The following is a 15,818-nucleotide window of genomic DNA, read 5'->3' as shown; positions in this document are numbered from 1 at the left end:
AAAAAACGCCGCTTACGAGCGGCGTTTTTTATTTTAAGGAAATCCGTTTGTTTTTCGTTTAGCGGCCGGCGTTATACACCTGCTCAATGAACACTTCGCTTTCACGCCAGATTATTTTCCCTTTCTCCAGCCTGAACACCCGGAAAGATTTACCGTTCACGTCTTCATAATCCATTTTGTAGAGCTTCACGCGCTTGTTGGTGGTGCGGTCCACCACTTGCACCTTGCCGGCTTCCAGGAGGTCGGGCAGAATCTCGTCGATGTACGGGAGGATGATACCTTCGTTATCGTTCCAGAACAGCGTGATCCGGTCGGTGCTGTAGGAGAGGGGATTGCTTTTGGAGGCGGTCCAGAACTTACTGGCGAGGCCGTAGTGGCGTTGCACTTCTTCGGGGTTGAGCGGTGAGAACTGGATGTTGCGGAACACCGTTTTGTTGTATTCCTTTTGCACGAGCAGGGTGTCGAGGTTTTTGAAGTAATCCTCCAAGTCCAGCTTGTCAACAATCAGCACGGCGTTGGGCACCTGGTAGAAGATGGAGTCCTTTTTTTCGTATTCGTGGGGAATGATGGTGGACTGGGCGGATACGGAGCAAGCGCCGCCCAGCAGGACCGCGAGGATGATGCGTTTTTTCATAGGATAAGGTTATATTTAATAAAAAGTAAATATAGAGAGGTGTGGGGAAATGGCCAAGAAAAATGCGGAATCGGGGGCGGAAAAATGTCATTATCTTGCGGCCATGTCTTACATCGCCATAACGATTCCCGCGCCTCAGGAGCTGCGGGATGTGCTGGTCGCGCAATTGAGCGACATGGGTTACGAAGGGTTTGAGGAGCGGCCCGATGCGCTCGTGGCTTATATACCCGAAACGGATTTTGAGGAGAACAACCTGATGGGGCTCGTGGGGTCTCACGGGCTGGATTATACGAAAGAGAAGATTGAACAGGCGAACTGGAACGCAGTGTGGGAAAGCAGCTTTGAGCCGGTGCTGGTGGAGGATTTCTGCGGCATCCGCGCGGGTTTCCACGCGCCGTTGGGCGATACGGTGAAGCATGAGATTATTATCACGCCGAAGATGTCGTTCGGGACAGGGCACCATGCTACCACCTGGTCGGTGGTGCGGCTCATGCGGGGTGTTGATTTTGTGGGAAAGAAGGTATTTGATTTCGGTTCGGGAACGGGCATACTCGCGATATTGGCGGATAAGTTAGGTGCGGAGGAAACGCGGGGGATCGATATCGACACCTGGGCGGTGGAAAACGCGGAGGAGAATGCGGAGGCGAATGGTTCGGGGAACGTGTCGTTTGCGCAGGCCGATAACCTGTCGCGGGAGGAGAGCGGGGCATACGACGTATTGCTTGCCAACATCAACCGTAACATCCTGCTTGTTAATATGAGCGAGATGAAAAGAATACTCAAAAAAGGCGGAATATTGATTTTGAGTGGTATATTGCAGGAAGACGAACCTGCAATTGTTAAGGCCGCCCGGGCAGAGGGGCTGCAACCCGCGGAGCGGGCAGAACGGGAGCACTGGCTGGCACTTTCATTCATCGCCGGTTAATGTGGAAAAATTATCATATTTTAATTACTGATTCTTGAGTAATTACCTTATCATTGCAGTATATTTTACATTCATTTTAACACATTAATTGCTAACTTAGCAGTTCTAACTTATTGTGATGACAGAATTATTGCTAATTATCTGCGCCTATCTGATTGGCTCTTTTGCAACCGCCGTGTGGGTGAGCAAGGGAGTTTTCGGTATCGATATCCGCGAGCATGGTTCCGGTAATGCCGGCGCCACCAACACGTTCCGCGTGCTGGGCCCCAAGGCCGGCACGTTCGTGATGTTGGTGGACATGCTGAAAGGCGTGCTGGCTGTCAGACTATCCTACCTTATCCCTCATGATTCTACCGAACAATTGGTAAACCTGCAGGTTGGCCTAGGCCTGGCTGCCGTAGTGGGTCACATTTTCCCCATCTGGGCGGGTTTCCGCGGGGGCAAGGGCATTGCCACCCTTTTCGGGATGGTACTTGCCATTCAGCCGCTGGTTGCCCTGTATTGTGTGGGGGTTTTCCTCATGATTCTCTTCCTTACCAGGTACGTATCGCTGAGCTCAATCCTCGCCAGCATCGCGTTCCCGGTGCTCATTCTCTTCGTGTTCCGTGAAGAAGAGGTATACTACCGTATTTTCGCTATCGCAGTCGCGGTAATGGTGGTGTTGACGCACCAGAAAAACATTATGCGCCTTATCAGCGGCAGCGAATCCAAAGTTCCCCTCTTCAAAAACAGGAAAAACAAGCACGGAAACGATATCTGATCTCCCGTTCCCGTAAATCCGGCACAACGATTGCAAGCTGTTATGTAAAGTGGTATTTTCGCCGCAACAACCGCCATGCTGCGCTTGTTAATATCGCAGCGATATTATCCTTTCTACTAAATTAATGTCCCGATGAAAAAAATTGCGTTGTTATTGGTTGCCGGAACCGGGCTGATATATGCCTGTTCGAGAGTGCCCATCACCGGCCGTAGCCAATTGAACCTCATTCCTGAAGCCACCATGCAATCCATGGCCCTGCAGGAGTACCAGACTTTCCTTTCCCAGAACAAAGCCGTTTCGCCCGCCGCCAGCAAAGATGCTGAAATGGTGCAACGCGTTGGCGGCCGCATCGCCAAAGCCGTTACCACTTACATGACCCAGAAAGGCATGGGGAGCGAAGTAGCCAGCTACAAATGGGAATTCAACCTCGTGAACGATAACCAGGTGAACGCCTGGTGCATGCCTGGCGGAAAGGTTGTGGTATACACCGGCCTCTTGCCGGTAACTCAAAACGAGACCGCACTCGCCTGCGTAATGGGGCACGAGATTGCCCACGCCATCGCGCGGCACGGTAACGAAAGGATGAGCCAGGGCCTTGTAGCCCAGGGGGTCCAGATTGCGGGCGCCGTTGCGCTCAACAAGAACCCCCAGGCCCAGAATATCTTCATGCAGGCAGTAGGCGTCGGCGGACCGCTGGGTCTCATGGCCTATGGCCGCCAAAACGAGCTGGAGGCCGACCACCTGGGTGTGATCTTCATGGCCATGGCCGGTTATAACCCGCAGGAATCCATCGCTTTCTGGGGCCGTATGGCGAAAGCCAGCGGCGGGCAGAAGCCGCCTGAGCTGCTCAGCACCCACCCGAGCGACGACCGGCGTATCGCGCAGCTGCAAAACCTCATGCCCGAAGCCATGAAGTATTACACGCCTGCCAAATAATTCCGAAGACATGCTTCTTGATATAGCACCGGGCAATAGCGTTACCGCTGTTGCCCGGTTTTTTATGGGTCCCACCCGTTAAGAAAACGCACCTGGGGTAAATGGTTTTAGAGATGCGAGAAACTCTAATTTTGGACAATTTGTATTAGTTGAAACCATGCATTTGGTTAAATGCCGGGATATCTATGTTAAGGAATTTGTAACAGTTGAAAACAAGGTACTTGGTGCAAGTAATGCGAGATTTAATCTTAAAAATACGATAACCGCATTAGTGCATCGGACTGGCTCTTCAAGCATGCATTTCCTGGCATGAATTTTAGTTGACCGGCATAAGTCAAATACGCGACCCCAGACCGATGCATTTTCTGACTAAGAGGGAAGTTTTAAAACCTTATTTTATCTCCTTTCTAAACCTTTTGTTAGGAAATATTTCGTCTAATTTGAAATTATGTAATAAAAAGAAAGGATGGTGCTGCTGTATTTTATTAAAAATAATGTTTAGAAAATAATTTTGTTTGTTATATCTTTTTTCATAGTTTTATATCCTTGTTAAATGATTGTTGTTGTCAGGGAATCCAATGTTATGAAATCGATTGAAATGGCTTTTGTTGCCGGCTTCCCCAGTGTCCTGATTACATATCAATGAAAAATGGCCCAAGGCCACCCATTCCACCGGTCCAACCCCCACGGTAATAGCGAAAGTCGAGCAGAATAGGGAGGACCACCCAGTTACATCATAAGCCGCCGGCAATGCCGGAAGCGCCGGAGCAATACCGGCCCGGATATGCGCATCCCGCATTTACCGTACCGCCTCACGGCCTTGCGGTCAGGGAAAGCCATGTCCGCATGCAGCAGGATCTTATATCACTTAATAACCAAGTAAATCCAAGCATTATGAACAACTGTGTGAAACTACTGTTCTTGACCGCTGCCGTATGGACCCTCGGCAGCTGCGACAAGGCAGACATTTTCAACCCTCCGGGAAAAGACCCGAAACCTAACACCACCACCACCACGCCGGTGCACGGCGACCTTAAAACCATCACGGTGACGGGCTCCGGCAGCAAGACCGACTTCAACGCCGGCAATTACACTTTCGCCGGACACCGCCACATGGCGCTGCGTTCCACCGACTTCGATTCCGCCACTACCGCCACGCCTTCGTCCAACACCAAGGCCGGCTGGCAGGCGCACCTGCAGGGTATTTACCCTATCCTGACCTCCAACGATTTCAACAACCAGGCCACCGCTTCCGGCGCCACCCTGGAACTCACCGGCGGTCCCACCCACTCGGGCAAATGGCTCAAACGCCAGGCCAGCCAGGCTATCCGTACTTTGTTCCCCTCCAACTGGCGCCTGCGCAACTGGAACCTGCTGGACAACTCCGGGTACAAATCCTACCTCTACGTTTCCTTCTACCTGCAAACGTTTGACGACGACGAAACGGGCAAGTGGTACCGCATGTACTGGAAAAGAGATCTTCCCAGTAGCGATCCAAAATACAGCAGCAGCTTCTGGGCGGCCAAAATGCCCAACGGCGGTCAGTTTACCTGGCGCGTGGAATGGTCGGGCAACGGTGAACTGGGCGGATATGCCGATCAGTCGCACCCCACCACCGGCGTATGGAACCGCATGGAATTGTTCTTCGATTTCGATAACGATGCATACCAGATTCATATCAACGGCAAGCCCATTACCGATTCTTCCCGGAACTATTTCGGCACCGTGTCCAACCAGCTGGGCCTGAACAGCCAGATCACTTATGCTTTGCTCGGCAATACGCTGGAACCGATGGCGGAAGACGGCCACCATGTCGGCTGGGCTATGCCCTACGCGGATTACAGCTCCAAACGCATCGAGCTGGCCGATAATTCCAACTGGGCGTTGAAGACCAAATCCGTGGTACAGCCTGTGAAATCATGGGCTTCCGGCAATGTGGAATTCATCATCAACCAGGGCGACTTCGCCGACCTGAACAACAAGCACATTTTCTACCTCGACGGTACCACCGCCACCTACATCGGGGCATTATAATTCACCCAAGGCAATCGTGACCACAAAAAAAGCCCGCAGTCATCTGCGGGCTTTTTTCATATGATAAGCTAAGGTATCAATCGAGTATGCGGGCGAGGTTCAGCAGTTCGTCGTGTTTGTACTGTTCCTTGTCGTTGCGAAAGCATTTCGCGGTTTCTTCCAACAGGAACTGGACGATCCGGGCGTTGCTTTGTGGTTTGTAGAAGTCGGGATTTACCGGCACGTTTACCCGTTTCAGGTAGGTGTCCACATCTTGTTGCGTATAGATCTGGCCCTGGATGGGGTCGATGAAGAAAAGGATGCGGTAGTCTCCCGGGTCGGCGGGCTCGGTGAAATCGTAGAACGTGTCGAAATACCCGAGGATGAATTGCCGTGGTATATTGACGGCGTACACCGGCAGGTCGAGCATCGCGCAGAGTGCCTGGTACACAATTCCGTTGGTGAGGGGATTGCCTTTCCGGCCTTCGATCACCTGGTTGATGAAAAACTGGTTCTTGCGCTGGTAGCTGACTTCTTCCCCCTTCAACCCGAAATAGTTATAAATCATGCTGTTCAGCACATTTATCTGCTCCAGTGGGGTGAGGTAATTATTCAGTTCGAGCCAGATATTACGTTTGATGCGGTCGATTTCAGTATGTACCGTCTGCTCCGTGAGGTCGGGGTACTGGTATTGGGCGGTCAGCAACGCGCCTTTGATCAGCTCCTGCGAACCCGCCGCATGCCACACCCTGAATGCTTCCTGCAGGTCCTGGTAATGGACGCGGTGGATCAGCATTTCTATCCTTTCCTGGATGTGCTCGTCGATGGTCGTTTCCCACAGATGCTCAAGGTTGGGAATGATTTCTTTCCCGAACATGAGAATTTTGTTGGCCACGGTGTCAAACACTTCCTGGTCAGGATCGTCCAGCAGATGGAATAACGCGTTTATTTCCCTTGTTTCGTGCAATGGAATGAGTTATGGATTCTTGTCTTTAAGTTACGATTTTTTGGCTAGTCCGCTTTCTTTTTGCGGGGCGGCGCCTTTTTCTTCGGGGGATTGGCTTTCAGCTCTTCGATGATGGCTTTGGCTTCTTCCACGGTGATATCGGCGGCGGTCTCATGTTTTTCTTTCGGCAGCTTGTAATTGCGCAGTCCTACTTTCAGGTAGGGACCGTACGGGCCTCTCAGCACCTGGATCTTCTCCTTCTCGAACACTTTAATGGTGCGTTCGTCTTTGGCCTGGCGTTTTTCCACGATGAGCGGCGCCACTTCTTCGAGCTCCACGGTGTAGGGGTCCATTTCCTTTTTGAGGGAATAGAACTTCTTGTCGTGTTGCGCGTAAGGCCCGAACCGGCCGATGTTCACCGACACTTCGGTGCCTTCGAACAAACCCAGGTTGCGGGGAAGGCGGAACAGGTCCATGGCTTCATCGAACGTGATCGTTTCGATGCTCTGGGTTTGCTTCAGCTTGGCGAAACGGGGCTTCTCCTCGTCTTCTACCTTGCCTATCTGTACCATCGGCCCAAACCTGCCCATGCGGGCGGTAACGGGCTTGCCGGACGCGGGATCTTCGCCCAGGAGGCGTTCTCCCTTCACCCTTTCGGCTTTTTCCAGCGTTTCCTCCACATTATGATGGAAGGGCGCGTAGAAGTCCTGGAGCATATTGTTCCATTTCTTCTTGCCGCCGGCGATTTCGTCAAATTCTTCTTCGATGCGGGCGGTGAAGCCGTAGTCCATCACCCGGTCGAAATATTGTTTCAGGAAGTCGGTCACCAGCATGCCGAGGTCGGTGGGGAAGAGTTTGGCTTTCTCCGCGCCGGTGTTTTCCTGGTCGGTGACTTTGCTGATCTGGTCGTTTTTGAGCCAAAGGATGCGGAAATCCCTTTTCACCCCTTCTTTATCGCGCTTCTCCACGTAACCGCGTTTCTGGATGGTGGTGATGGTGGGGGCGTAGGTGGAAGGGCGGCCGATGCCGAGCTCTTCGAGCTTTTTCACCAGCGAAGCCTCCGTATAGCGGGGAGCGGGGCGGGTGAAGCGTTCGGTGGCTTTCATTTCCTTCATTTCCAGCGCCTGTTTCACGGCCAGCGGGGGCAATACGCCTTCCTGGTCGTCTTCTTCCGCGTCTTCGTCGTCGCGGCTCTCCATATATACTTTCAGGAAGCCGTCGAATTTGAGCACTTCACCGCTGGCGGTCAGCTCTTCGTGATTAGTGCTGATATCGATTTTGGCGATGGTTTTTTCCAGTTCCGCGTCCGACATCTGGCTGGCGATCGTCCTTTTCCAGATCAGTTCATAGAGCCGCTTGAGGTCGGAATCGTCGACCGAGGCGTTTTCCATGTAGGTGGGGCGGATGGCTTCGTGGGCTTCCTGCGCGTTTTCGTTTTTGTTTTTGTATTTGCGGGATTGATAGTAGCGTTCGCCCCAGTTTTTATGGATGGCTTTGCTGATATCTTCCATGGCGGTGTCGGAGAGATTCACGGAGTCGGTCCTCATGTAGGTGATCTGCCCGGACTCGTAGAGTTTCTGCGCCAGTAGCATGGTTTTGGACACGCTGTAGCCCAGCTTGCGGGAGGCTTCCTGCTGGAGGGTGGAGGTGGTGAACGGTGCGGCGGGGGATTTTTTCCCGGGTTTTACCGTCACGTCTTTCACCGTATAGGCGGCGCCCACACATTGGGAGAGGAACTTCTCGGCGTCTTCGGCGGTTTTGAAGCGGGAGGGGCCGTCGGCCTTGAAGGCGATGGTCCGCCCCTGGATATCCTTGGCGAGGAACCAGGCTTCCACTTTAAAGCTGCTGACGGTCTCGAACTGGTTGATCTCGCGCTCGCGCTCCACGATCAGCCGAACGGCTACGGATTGCACACGGCCGGCAGACAGCGAGTTGCGCATGCTCATTTTGCGCCAGAGCACGGGCGAAAGCTCAAAGCCCACGATCCGGTCGAGGATGCGGCGGGCTTGCTGGGCATTCACCAGGTTCATGTCGAGCAGGCGGGGGGTACGAACGGCTTTTTCGATGGCGGGTTTCGTAATCTCGTGAAATACAATGCGTTTGGTAGAGGCGGGGTCCAGGCCGAGTACTTCGCAAAGGTGCCAGGATATGGCTTCCCCTTCGCGGTCCTCATCCGTTGCCAGCCAAACCTCGTCGGAGTCCTTCACCAGTTTTTTTAATTCCTTGACAACCTTTTCCTTGTCATCCGGTATTATATATTTCGGCTTGAAATTATTCTGAATGTCGATTCCCATGTCATCCTTCTCCAGGTCACGGATGTGGCCGAATGAAGATTTCACTTCAAAATCTTTTCCTAATATTTTTTCTATAGTCTTCGCCTTTGCCGGGGATTCTACAATCACGAGATTTTTAGCCATGAACGCCTTTTTATGTCTGTAATTACGCTAAAATTTGTACAAATATTACAAATCCGATTGGTGCAATTATATAAAAGTAGGTTGATATAAAAAATAGCAAAGGTTAAATACTTGATTTATAGCAATCAACAATCACGATATTATTATATTATCTCCTTTTCGCCGAAAGACGCTTATATTACATATTCAATTTTTAACTACATCGACCGCCATGGACATCGTCATTATAGGATCCGGAAACGTAGCGCATTGTTTTGGCCATTTCATGAAACTGCACGGCCACCCCGTAAAGCAAGTCATCAGCCGTAACAGGGAAAACGCCCGCCTGCTGGCGGAAACCCTCGGGGCCGAGCACTCCGCCGACCTGTTCGACATCCACATGGAAGCGGATATTTACCTTTTGGCGGTGGGAGACGAAGCCCTCGTGCAGCTGAACAACGACCTCCGCCTGGGCCGCCGCATCGTGGTGCACACTGCCGGCGCCGTTCCCCTGTCCGCCATTTCCAACATTTCCGCAAATACCGGCGTGCTTTATCCCCTGCAGAGCATCCGGAAAGAAAATAAATCCTATCCCGAAATACCCCTGCTGCTGGAAGCCTCCTCCGACGAAGTGCAGAAGCGCCTCCTGGCCCTGGCCCAAAGCATCAGCGGCAGCATTTCAATCATGAATTCCGAACAGCGGCTGCAGATGCACCTGGCAGCCGTTTTCTGCAACAATTTCACCAACCACCTCATCGCCCTGGCCAAATTCTACTGCGAGCAGGAAGGGCGCGACTTCAGCCTGCTGGCCCCCATCATCAGGGAAACCTTCCAGCGGCTCGACAAGTTTCCGCCCGAACACGTGCAAACCGGCCCGGCGATACGGAACGATGCGCGCACGATGGCCCTTCATGAGTCGCTCCTGGCCAATTACCCGTCTATGGCGCAGATTTATCCGCTCCTGTCCGAAAGCATCCAACAGTTCCACAAATGATTGGCGGTCTCCCGATTAACAGATATTTTTGCGCACCGGCCTCCGGCCGGCCAACGCAGAACAGACAGTTATGAACGTATTGGAACATTTTTCCCGCATCCGCACTTTTGTATTCGACGTAGATGGCGTGCTCACCGATGGCACCGTACAGCTCCTGCCTGGCGGCGAGCTGAGCCGGAAGATGAGCATCCGCGACGGGTACGCCTTGCAGCTGGCGGTGAAAAAAGGCTATCGCATCGCGATCATTTCCGGTGGCAGGTCGGAAAGCGTGGTGACGCGGCTCAACGGATTGGGTATCACCGACGTATATACGGGCGTGGCCGACAAGGTGGACCGTCTGGAAACTTACGCCCTGGAGCACGACCTGCAATGGGACCAGATCCTGTTTATGGGAGACGATATCCCCGACTACCGCGCCATGCAGCTGGTAGGCCTGGCCGCCTGCCCGGCAGACGCGGCGCCGGAGATCAAATCCATCAGCCGGTATATTTCGCCCCTGGCGGGCGGTGCAGGCTGTGCCCGCGACGTGATAGAGAAAGTGCTGAAGCTCAACGGCGACTGGCAGCTCGACGAAGGCATCCGTGCTAAATAGCAAACCGGATTCTCCATATATAAAACGACTTATGACCCTCATCGCCGCTTTTTTCAGGATGATCCGGTATCCTAACCTGATCTACATTGCCCTCACGCAATTGCTGTTGCAGTTCTGCGTGGTGGCGCCCGTGTTGCAGAAGAGCGGGCTGGAGCCCTCCCTTTCCTGGGCGCATTTCGTGCTGCTGTGCCTTTCCACCCTCATGGTGGCGGCGGGCGGGTATATTATCAACGATTATTTCGACATCAATATTGACCTGGTCAACAAGCCGGAAAAAATGGTCGTGGAAAAGATCATCAACCGGCGCTGGGCCATGGCCTGGCATACGATGCTCAATATGGCCGGCGTATCGCTGGGCTTTTTGGTGGCATTCAAGATCGGGCAGTTTTACCTCGGTTTCATCCAGGTGATCTGCACGATGCTGCTGTGGTTCTATTCCACGTCCTTCAAGCGCCAGGTGATTATCGGCAACGTGGTAATCTCGCTGCTGACGGCATTGAGCGTGGTGGTGGTAGGATTTTACGAGAAACAGATTTACGAGAGCTTCGAGGCGATTCTTTCACCCGCAGGGCGCAAGCTCATCCAGATCATCGGGATTTACGCGCTGTTCGCGTTCCTGTTGTCGATGATCCGGGAAATCGTGAAGGATATGGAAGACATGATCGGCGATAGCAAGGACGGTTGCCGGACGCTCCCCATCGTGTGGGGCGTGAAGAAGACGAAGCACTTCACCATGGGGCTGATCGTAGCCCTGGAAGTGCTATTGCTCGTGCTTATGGTGGTGACCTTCCTGCGGGAATGGTATGCGGCGGTGGCGTATGTGGGGTTGTTTGTCGTTTTCCCCCTGGCCTGGTTTATCCAGCGCCCGCTGGCGAAGGCTTACCAGCCGGAGCATTACCATTCCATTTCCACCTGGATCAAGATCGTGATGCTGACCGGTATTTTGTCGATGGTGTTCTTTAAAATCATGTAAGATGTATTCCCGCAAGCCCGTAATATTGGCGAGTCAAAGCCCCCGCCGCGCGCAGCTCCTGGAGCAGGCCGGCATCCCCTTCGAAGTGAAAGTAAGCCAGGCCGACGAATCGTGGCCCGAAGGCATGCCGGTGCCCGAAGTGCCGGAGCACATCGCCCGGCAGAAGGCGAAAGCCGTACAGGCGTTTTACGGCGCCAGCGATATCATTATCGCCGCGGATACCATCGTGGTGCTGGATGGCGACGTGATCGGCAAGCCCACTGACCGCGACGATGCCCTGCGCATCCTCGGGCGCCTCAGCGGCCGGGTGCACACGGTGATCACGGGTGTGGTGATCGTCAGGAACGGGGAGGAGCAGGCGTTTTCACAAACCACCGAAGTGCATTTCAAACCGCTGACCGAAGAGCAGATCGCCTATTACGTTGATCATTACAAACCTTACGATAAAGCGGGCGCGTACGCCATCCAGGAATGGATCGGGGCGGTGGGGATCGCCGGTATAAATGGGGATTTTTACAATGTGATGGGCCTGCCGGTGAGCCAGGTGGCGGAAAGACTGGCGAAGATGTAAATCCCGTGGAAGTGGCGTATATTTGACGCGTGAATTGTTTGTGACCGGGCATTTAGCATATTATCCCTTATACCATAGATAATGAGATTTTGGAAGAAAGCCGGATGAGGTCTGGAATACATGCTTCACTTTCTTGGGCGCTAACTAAATAATTTTCCACCTGCCTACACTTATGAATATTTCGATGAAACTAATTGCACTAATCATCCCGTTTATCATCCTGTTAACCGCATGTACCGCGGATGATCAGCCGGATCCTACGGCAGAATATTCCCTCGACCTCACCAGCTGGTCTACCTACAATTACAAGCTGGAAAATACTAACTGGATCCGCCAAGAGCCAAATACCATGCTCGTCAAATACCATGACGACGGCCGGATCAATACGATCGAAAATGCACTCGCAGGCCCTGATCCCGACAATGGCCGCTTGACGGTATTATACGACCAAGGTAAATTCTCAGGCATTGCCCATATCTCATTTGAATATACGTTTGTTTTTAACGATGGCCGCCTGCGGAAATTCCAGTTCCGCATGCCCACAGATTACGGACATGAAAGGGATATTGATACCATCATTTATGATCCTGCGGGAAAGTTAGATTATATCGACAGGTTAGGGACGTATGGTATCAATGGAAAAGACCGGAAGTATAAAGTCGATTTCGTGTGGGAAGGAGAAAATCTGAAGCAATACAACATGTATATGGAAGACGATGCGGGGCAGATGCAGGTTTTATTTAAGCAATTCTTTACCTACAATGAAAGGTTGCAGATCAACTTCTTCCCCAAGCTCAGGGGCGGGGCCGATTATTTCTTTCTCAAACTGCTGGCGGGCGATAGATCGTACCTACTCAGCAAGCATCTTCCAGTATCTTCCGAACGCATATGGACGTCTCGAATTCCCATCCCCGCAAGGGAAGTGTTTGAATACACCCATCGGCTGGATGCGCATGGCAGGCTGCAGGAAACGGAGATTAGAGCAGTGCGTTATGAATACGAAGTTTGGAAAAGCGAAATCCGTACTGCAATTGGCTTCACCTATCGTGAGTAAGTTGGTATTATTAACTATTGGAATTTTATCACGAATTATTTTATGAAACATTTATTCTCTGCGTTCTCATTGATCCTGCTGCTGGCAAACCTTAACCAGCTTGTTCTACCGCGCCAATGGGAAAATAGATTCGTTTGTGGGAATGGGGCTGAATGATCCATACCTGAAGGATCAGCGCAATAAAATCGTATTAACCTGGAACGGGGATGACCTTGTGCGGTATGAGGCTTTCTCTTTCCATAAAGATGAAGTTACGAGCACAAAAAGGGTGGATTTTGAATATGAAAGCAGGGCGCTTTCTGTCGACTATTCAAAGTTCCCGGATGGAGTCGGATACTTTATCTTATCGCACTTATCACAGGAAGAGTTGTATCTGTATAGCAAGCGGCTGGTTAAAACTATGACGGTTTCGATGCTGTTATACAATATGCGCAATGTTATCAGTTTTGCGCATGAAGTAGATGCGAAGGGCCGGTTGATATCCACTGAAAAGCGAAATGTGCATTATAATGCGGAAAACATACCTGAAGATGAACAACGATCTTTTACTTCATTTTCCTACGATAAATAACAAATTCAGACAAAATATCCGACCATGCAATTCCTTCGTTTTCCAATTATCGCTTTGAACGCTGGCCTGGTTCGGGCGGGTATCCGGACCGGATCACAAAGCGCGCATACTTTTATGTCAAACATTAACCCGCTTTCATCTTCCGAAGTCAAATTGCGGCTTGCCGGAAACAATATTTCAACCGTTCGCAGCGCCGACGGATCCGTTAACGGAGTACCTATACGAAAAACATTAATGACAACCGGTCTGTTTCTACGTATAAATGCTGAAAATAGCTGCAAACACCACACGGCATGATAAATACGAAATAATTTATATACATTCGTCCCGGTAACGTAAGATGCTGATCGTTCCGGCTTGTACAGAGAACTGCGTTACCTACAACCGACACCTATGAAAAAAATGCTACCCGCAACGCTCCTGATAGCGCTGACGGCATGCAGCAAGAAGGAAGTAAACAACACCCCCGGCCCCGCAACCCCCGCTTGGAAACTGACGGAAATCGCAGGCTCGGGGTACACCACCGTTTTTTACTATAACGCCGCCGGAGCGCCTTCTGCCTGGGCAACCCTTTCATCCGGCGCGGCCGATTCCACCGCCATCAGCTGGAGCAACGGCAAGCCCCGGTTCACCTACCTCTTTTTCAACCAGCAACAACGGATCGACAAATCCTACCTGTATTCCGGCGACAAGCTCACCCGCATCCAATACCACAATTTCGACCATGCCGGCCAGTGGACCATCACCGACTACGATTCCCTGGTGTACGACGGCCCTCGGCTCGCCGGGCTTCACGTCGTGAACGCGGGCGCCCGCAACCAGCTGTTCAAACTGAAATGGGAAGGTGAAAACGTTACCCGCTGCGACAGCTACGACCTGCATGGCGAAACCGCCATACTAACGGAAACCACTGTTTATACTTACAACCGCCAGCCCGCATTGGCGAACGCCTTCCACCCCTGGTTCTATTTCATTTACACGAAACACCAGTTCCCCGCCCTCAGCGCCAACGAACTGATCCGGGAGGAGCGCTTCTCGGCCACGGGGCACCTGCGCTGGAGAAATACCTACGGCCCTTCCTACCAACGCGAAGGCCGCCTGGAAAGAATGACGCGGCTGCACGAAGACTTCTCCCTTCCCGCCACCGAAAACTCCGCCAAAAACTATGTATATCAGCAAAAACAGCTGTAATAATTAGCTCCTAAAAACACAGGGCGGAGGAAAGTCAAACTTCCGCCGCCCTGTTTATTATCCGATAGGGAAAAATTAATTTTCCAGCACCAGCAGGTTCACGTCTTTGTTCTTCAGCCATTTGGCTTCTTTCAGTTTCTGCAGGTTGATGGTGCCTACTACGTAACGGCATTCCGGCGATTCGTATTTCTCCGAGATGTTGTAGAAGGAGGCGAGGTCTACCTGGTCGGGGCTTTTGAAGCGAAGGTAAACTTTCAGCTGCACGTCGTTGGTGAACGAGGGTTGGTTTTGCTGTTTGATCTTCTTGTATTCGTAGCGGTAGTTGTACAGCAGGGCGGAGATGTCGCTCAATACGGCGGAACCGGTGGCGGTACCACCCGCGCCTTTGCCTACGAAGAATTGCTTGTCGGTGAAGGCCGATTCCAGCAATACGCCGTTGTATTCGTTGTACACATCATACAGCAGGTTGTGCTCGCGGATGAGGTGGGGGAGTACGTATGCGTTTACGCTGCCGTTCTGGCGGCGGCAATTGGCGATCAGTTTGATGGTGCAATTGCGCTGGCGGGCGAAGTTGATATCAAAATCGTTCAGGTGGTTGATGCCGAAGTTGAACACTTCTTCCGGTTTCACGAAAGTGCCGAAGGCGTGCAGCAGGAGGATAACGATTTTGAATTTCGGGTCGTAACCTTCTACGTCCAGGGTGGGATCGGTTTCGGCGAAGCCCAGGTCCTGCGCTTGCTGGAGCGCGGTTTCGAAGCTCAGGTGCTCTTCGAAGATTTTGGTGAGGATGTAGTTGGTGGAACCGTTGCAGATGCCTTCCACGGCGTTGAGCAGGTCGTTGTCGTAGTACTCTTCCAGGTTGCGGATGATGGGAATGCTGGCGCAGCTGGAAGCTTCGTAGAGGAAGGGCACTTTATTCTCCACCTGCAGCTGGTAAAGGGCGGGGAGATTTTCGGCGATCATGCGCTTGGAGGCGCTCACTACGGCTTTGCCGTTGCGGAGGGCGGTGCTCACGATCTCGAAGGCGGCTTCGGTTTCGTTGATCAGTTCCACTACCACGTCGATGGTGGGATCGTTGAGTATTTCGTTGGCATCCGTCGTGAAATAGCTCATGTCGATCGGGCGCGGCTTGTTCGGGTCTTTGATGCAGATTTTCTTGATCCGGGCGTTGATGCCTTTTGTTCTGTTCAGCACTTCATACAGGCCCTGGCCTACGCAGCCGAAGCCGAAAATGCCGAGATTGATAGTCTTCTGTTCCATAT

At 52.1% G+C, this 15,818-nt stretch carries 15 protein-coding genes; 11 read left to right on the top strand and 4 right to left on the bottom strand.

The features are described from left to right. Positions 1–58: 58 nt before the first annotated feature. Positions 59–634, bottom strand: a complete 576-nt coding sequence (locus WJU16_RS07240; RefSeq protein ID WP_341837655.1) for a hypothetical protein — start codon at positions 632–634, stop codon at positions 59–61. Positions 635–737: 103 nt separating this feature from the next. On the opposite strand from WJU16_RS07240, the gene prmA reads away from it, so the two are divergent. From prmA to WJU16_RS07220, 4 genes are all read left to right on the top strand, one after another. Next, a complete protein-coding gene (gene prmA, locus WJU16_RS07235) occupies positions 738–1,559 on the top strand; it encodes a 50S ribosomal protein L11 methyltransferase (protein ID WP_341837654.1) in 822 nt (273 codons plus the stop codon). Between the two features lie 118 nt (positions 1,560–1,677). Beyond that, positions 1,678–2,319, top strand: coding sequence for a glycerol-3-phosphate 1-O-acyltransferase PlsY (plsY, locus tag WJU16_RS07230; RefSeq protein ID WP_298710522.1), 642 nt, complete (start codon positions 1,678–1,680; stop codon positions 2,317–2,319). A 132-nt stretch (positions 2,320–2,451) separates the two neighbouring features. Further along, positions 2,452–3,255, top strand: a complete 804-nt coding sequence (locus tag WJU16_RS07225) for a M48 family metallopeptidase (protein WP_341837653.1) — start codon at positions 2,452–2,454, stop codon at positions 3,253–3,255. Positions 3,256–4,149: 894 nt separating this feature from the next. Beyond that, entirely contained in the window at positions 4,150–5,289 is a 1,140-nt protein-coding gene (locus WJU16_RS07220) for a hypothetical protein (protein WP_341837652.1), read from the top strand. A 76-nt stretch (positions 5,290–5,365) separates the two neighbouring features. Here WJU16_RS07220 and WJU16_RS07215 read toward each other — a convergent pair whose 3' ends face one another. Together WJU16_RS07215 and topA are read right to left on the bottom strand one after the other, a co-directional pair. Beyond that, positions 5,366–6,235, bottom strand: a complete 870-nt coding sequence (locus WJU16_RS07215) for a transglutaminase-like domain-containing protein (protein WP_341837651.1) — start codon at positions 6,233–6,235, stop codon at positions 5,366–5,368. 44 nt (positions 6,236–6,279) lie between these two features. After that, positions 6,280–8,631, bottom strand: coding sequence for a type I DNA topoisomerase (gene topA / locus WJU16_RS07210; RefSeq protein WP_341837650.1), 2,352 nt, complete (start codon positions 8,629–8,631; stop codon positions 6,280–6,282). 211 nt (positions 8,632–8,842) lie between these two features. On the opposite strand from topA, the gene WJU16_RS07205 reads away from it, so the two are divergent. From WJU16_RS07205 to WJU16_RS07175, 7 genes are all read left to right on the top strand, one after another. After that, complete coding sequence (locus WJU16_RS07205; protein ID WP_341837649.1) at positions 8,843–9,604, top strand: DUF2520 domain-containing protein; 762 nt, start codon at positions 8,843–8,845, stop codon at positions 9,602–9,604. A 70-nt stretch (positions 9,605–9,674) separates the two neighbouring features. Further along, positions 9,675–10,196 carry an HAD hydrolase family protein gene (locus tag WJU16_RS07200; RefSeq protein ID WP_341837648.1) on the top strand — a complete coding sequence of 174 codons (522 nt, stop codon included), beginning with the start codon at positions 9,675–9,677 and terminating at the stop codon, positions 10,194–10,196. A gap of 31 nt (positions 10,197–10,227) precedes the next feature. Beyond that, positions 10,228–11,169, top strand: a complete 942-nt coding sequence (locus WJU16_RS07195; protein ID WP_341837647.1) for a geranylgeranylglycerol-phosphate geranylgeranyltransferase — start codon at positions 10,228–10,230, stop codon at positions 11,167–11,169. 1 nt (position 11,170) lies between these two features. Beyond that, positions 11,171–11,740 carry a Maf family protein gene (locus tag WJU16_RS07190; protein ID WP_341837646.1) on the top strand — a complete coding sequence of 190 codons (570 nt, stop codon included), beginning with the start codon at positions 11,171–11,173 and terminating at the stop codon, positions 11,738–11,740. Between the two features lie 184 nt (positions 11,741–11,924). Then, positions 11,925–12,794: a hypothetical protein gene (locus WJU16_RS07185; RefSeq protein ID WP_341837645.1), complete on the top strand. Its 870-nt coding sequence runs from the start codon at positions 11,925–11,927 to the stop codon at positions 12,792–12,794. A gap of 100 nt (positions 12,795–12,894) precedes the next feature. After that, positions 12,895–13,365, top strand: a complete 471-nt coding sequence (locus WJU16_RS07180; protein ID WP_341837644.1) for a hypothetical protein — start codon at positions 12,895–12,897, stop codon at positions 13,363–13,365. 393 nt (positions 13,366–13,758) lie between these two features. Beyond that, on the top strand, positions 13,759–14,556 hold the full coding sequence (locus tag WJU16_RS07175; protein WP_341837643.1) for a hypothetical protein: 798 nt from the start codon (positions 13,759–13,761) through the stop codon (positions 14,554–14,556). A gap of 75 nt (positions 14,557–14,631) precedes the next feature. On the opposite strand, the gene WJU16_RS07170 is transcribed toward WJU16_RS07175, so the two are convergent. Further along, entirely contained in the window at positions 14,632–15,816 is a 1,185-nt protein-coding gene (locus WJU16_RS07170) for a homoserine dehydrogenase (protein WP_341837642.1), read from the bottom strand. Positions 15,817–15,818 lie beyond the last annotated feature (2 nt).

It is taken from the genome of Chitinophaga pollutisoli, assembly GCF_038396755.1.
In the GTDB taxonomy this organism is placed as follows: domain Bacteria; phylum Bacteroidota; class Bacteroidia; order Chitinophagales; family Chitinophagaceae; genus Chitinophaga; species Chitinophaga pollutisoli.
This window is presented reverse-complemented; position numbering and strand designations above follow the sequence as displayed.

Bases quoted from the DNA above. Each gene is read 5' to 3' on its own strand.
- prmA (WP_341837654.1), top strand. From the start codon at position 738: ATGTCTTACATCGCCATAACGATTCCCGCGCCTCAGGAGCTGCGGGAT.
- WJU16_RS07220 (WP_341837652.1), top strand. From the start codon at position 4,150: ATGAACAACTGTGTGAAACTACTGTTCTTGACCGCTGCCGTATGGACC.
- WJU16_RS07240 (WP_341837655.1), bottom strand. From the start codon at position 634: ATGAAAAAACGCATCATCCTCGCGGTCCTGCTGGGCGGCGCTTGCTCC.
- WJU16_RS07200 (WP_341837648.1), top strand. From the start codon at position 9,675: ATGAACGTATTGGAACATTTTTCCCGCATCCGCACTTTTGTATTCGAC.
- WJU16_RS07185 (WP_341837645.1), top strand. From the start codon at position 11,925: ATGAAACTAATTGCACTAATCATCCCGTTTATCATCCTGTTAACCGCA.
- WJU16_RS07195 (WP_341837647.1), top strand. From the start codon at position 10,228: ATGACCCTCATCGCCGCTTTTTTCAGGATGATCCGGTATCCTAACCTG.
- WJU16_RS07170 (WP_341837642.1), bottom strand. From the start codon at position 15,816: ATGGAACAGAAGACTATCAATCTCGGCATTTTCGGCTTCGGCTGCGTA.
- topA (WP_341837650.1), bottom strand. From the start codon at position 8,631: ATGGCTAAAAATCTCGTGATTGTAGAATCCCCGGCAAAGGCGAAGACT.
- WJU16_RS07205 (WP_341837649.1), top strand. From the start codon at position 8,843: ATGGACATCGTCATTATAGGATCCGGAAACGTAGCGCATTGTTTTGGC.
- WJU16_RS07225 (WP_341837653.1), top strand. From the start codon at position 2,452: ATGAAAAAAATTGCGTTGTTATTGGTTGCCGGAACCGGGCTGATATAT.
- WJU16_RS07175 (WP_341837643.1), top strand. From the start codon at position 13,759: ATGAAAAAAATGCTACCCGCAACGCTCCTGATAGCGCTGACGGCATGC.
- WJU16_RS07190 (WP_341837646.1), top strand. From the start codon at position 11,171: ATGTATTCCCGCAAGCCCGTAATATTGGCGAGTCAAAGCCCCCGCCGC.
- plsY (WP_298710522.1), top strand. From the start codon at position 1,678: ATGACAGAATTATTGCTAATTATCTGCGCCTATCTGATTGGCTCTTTT.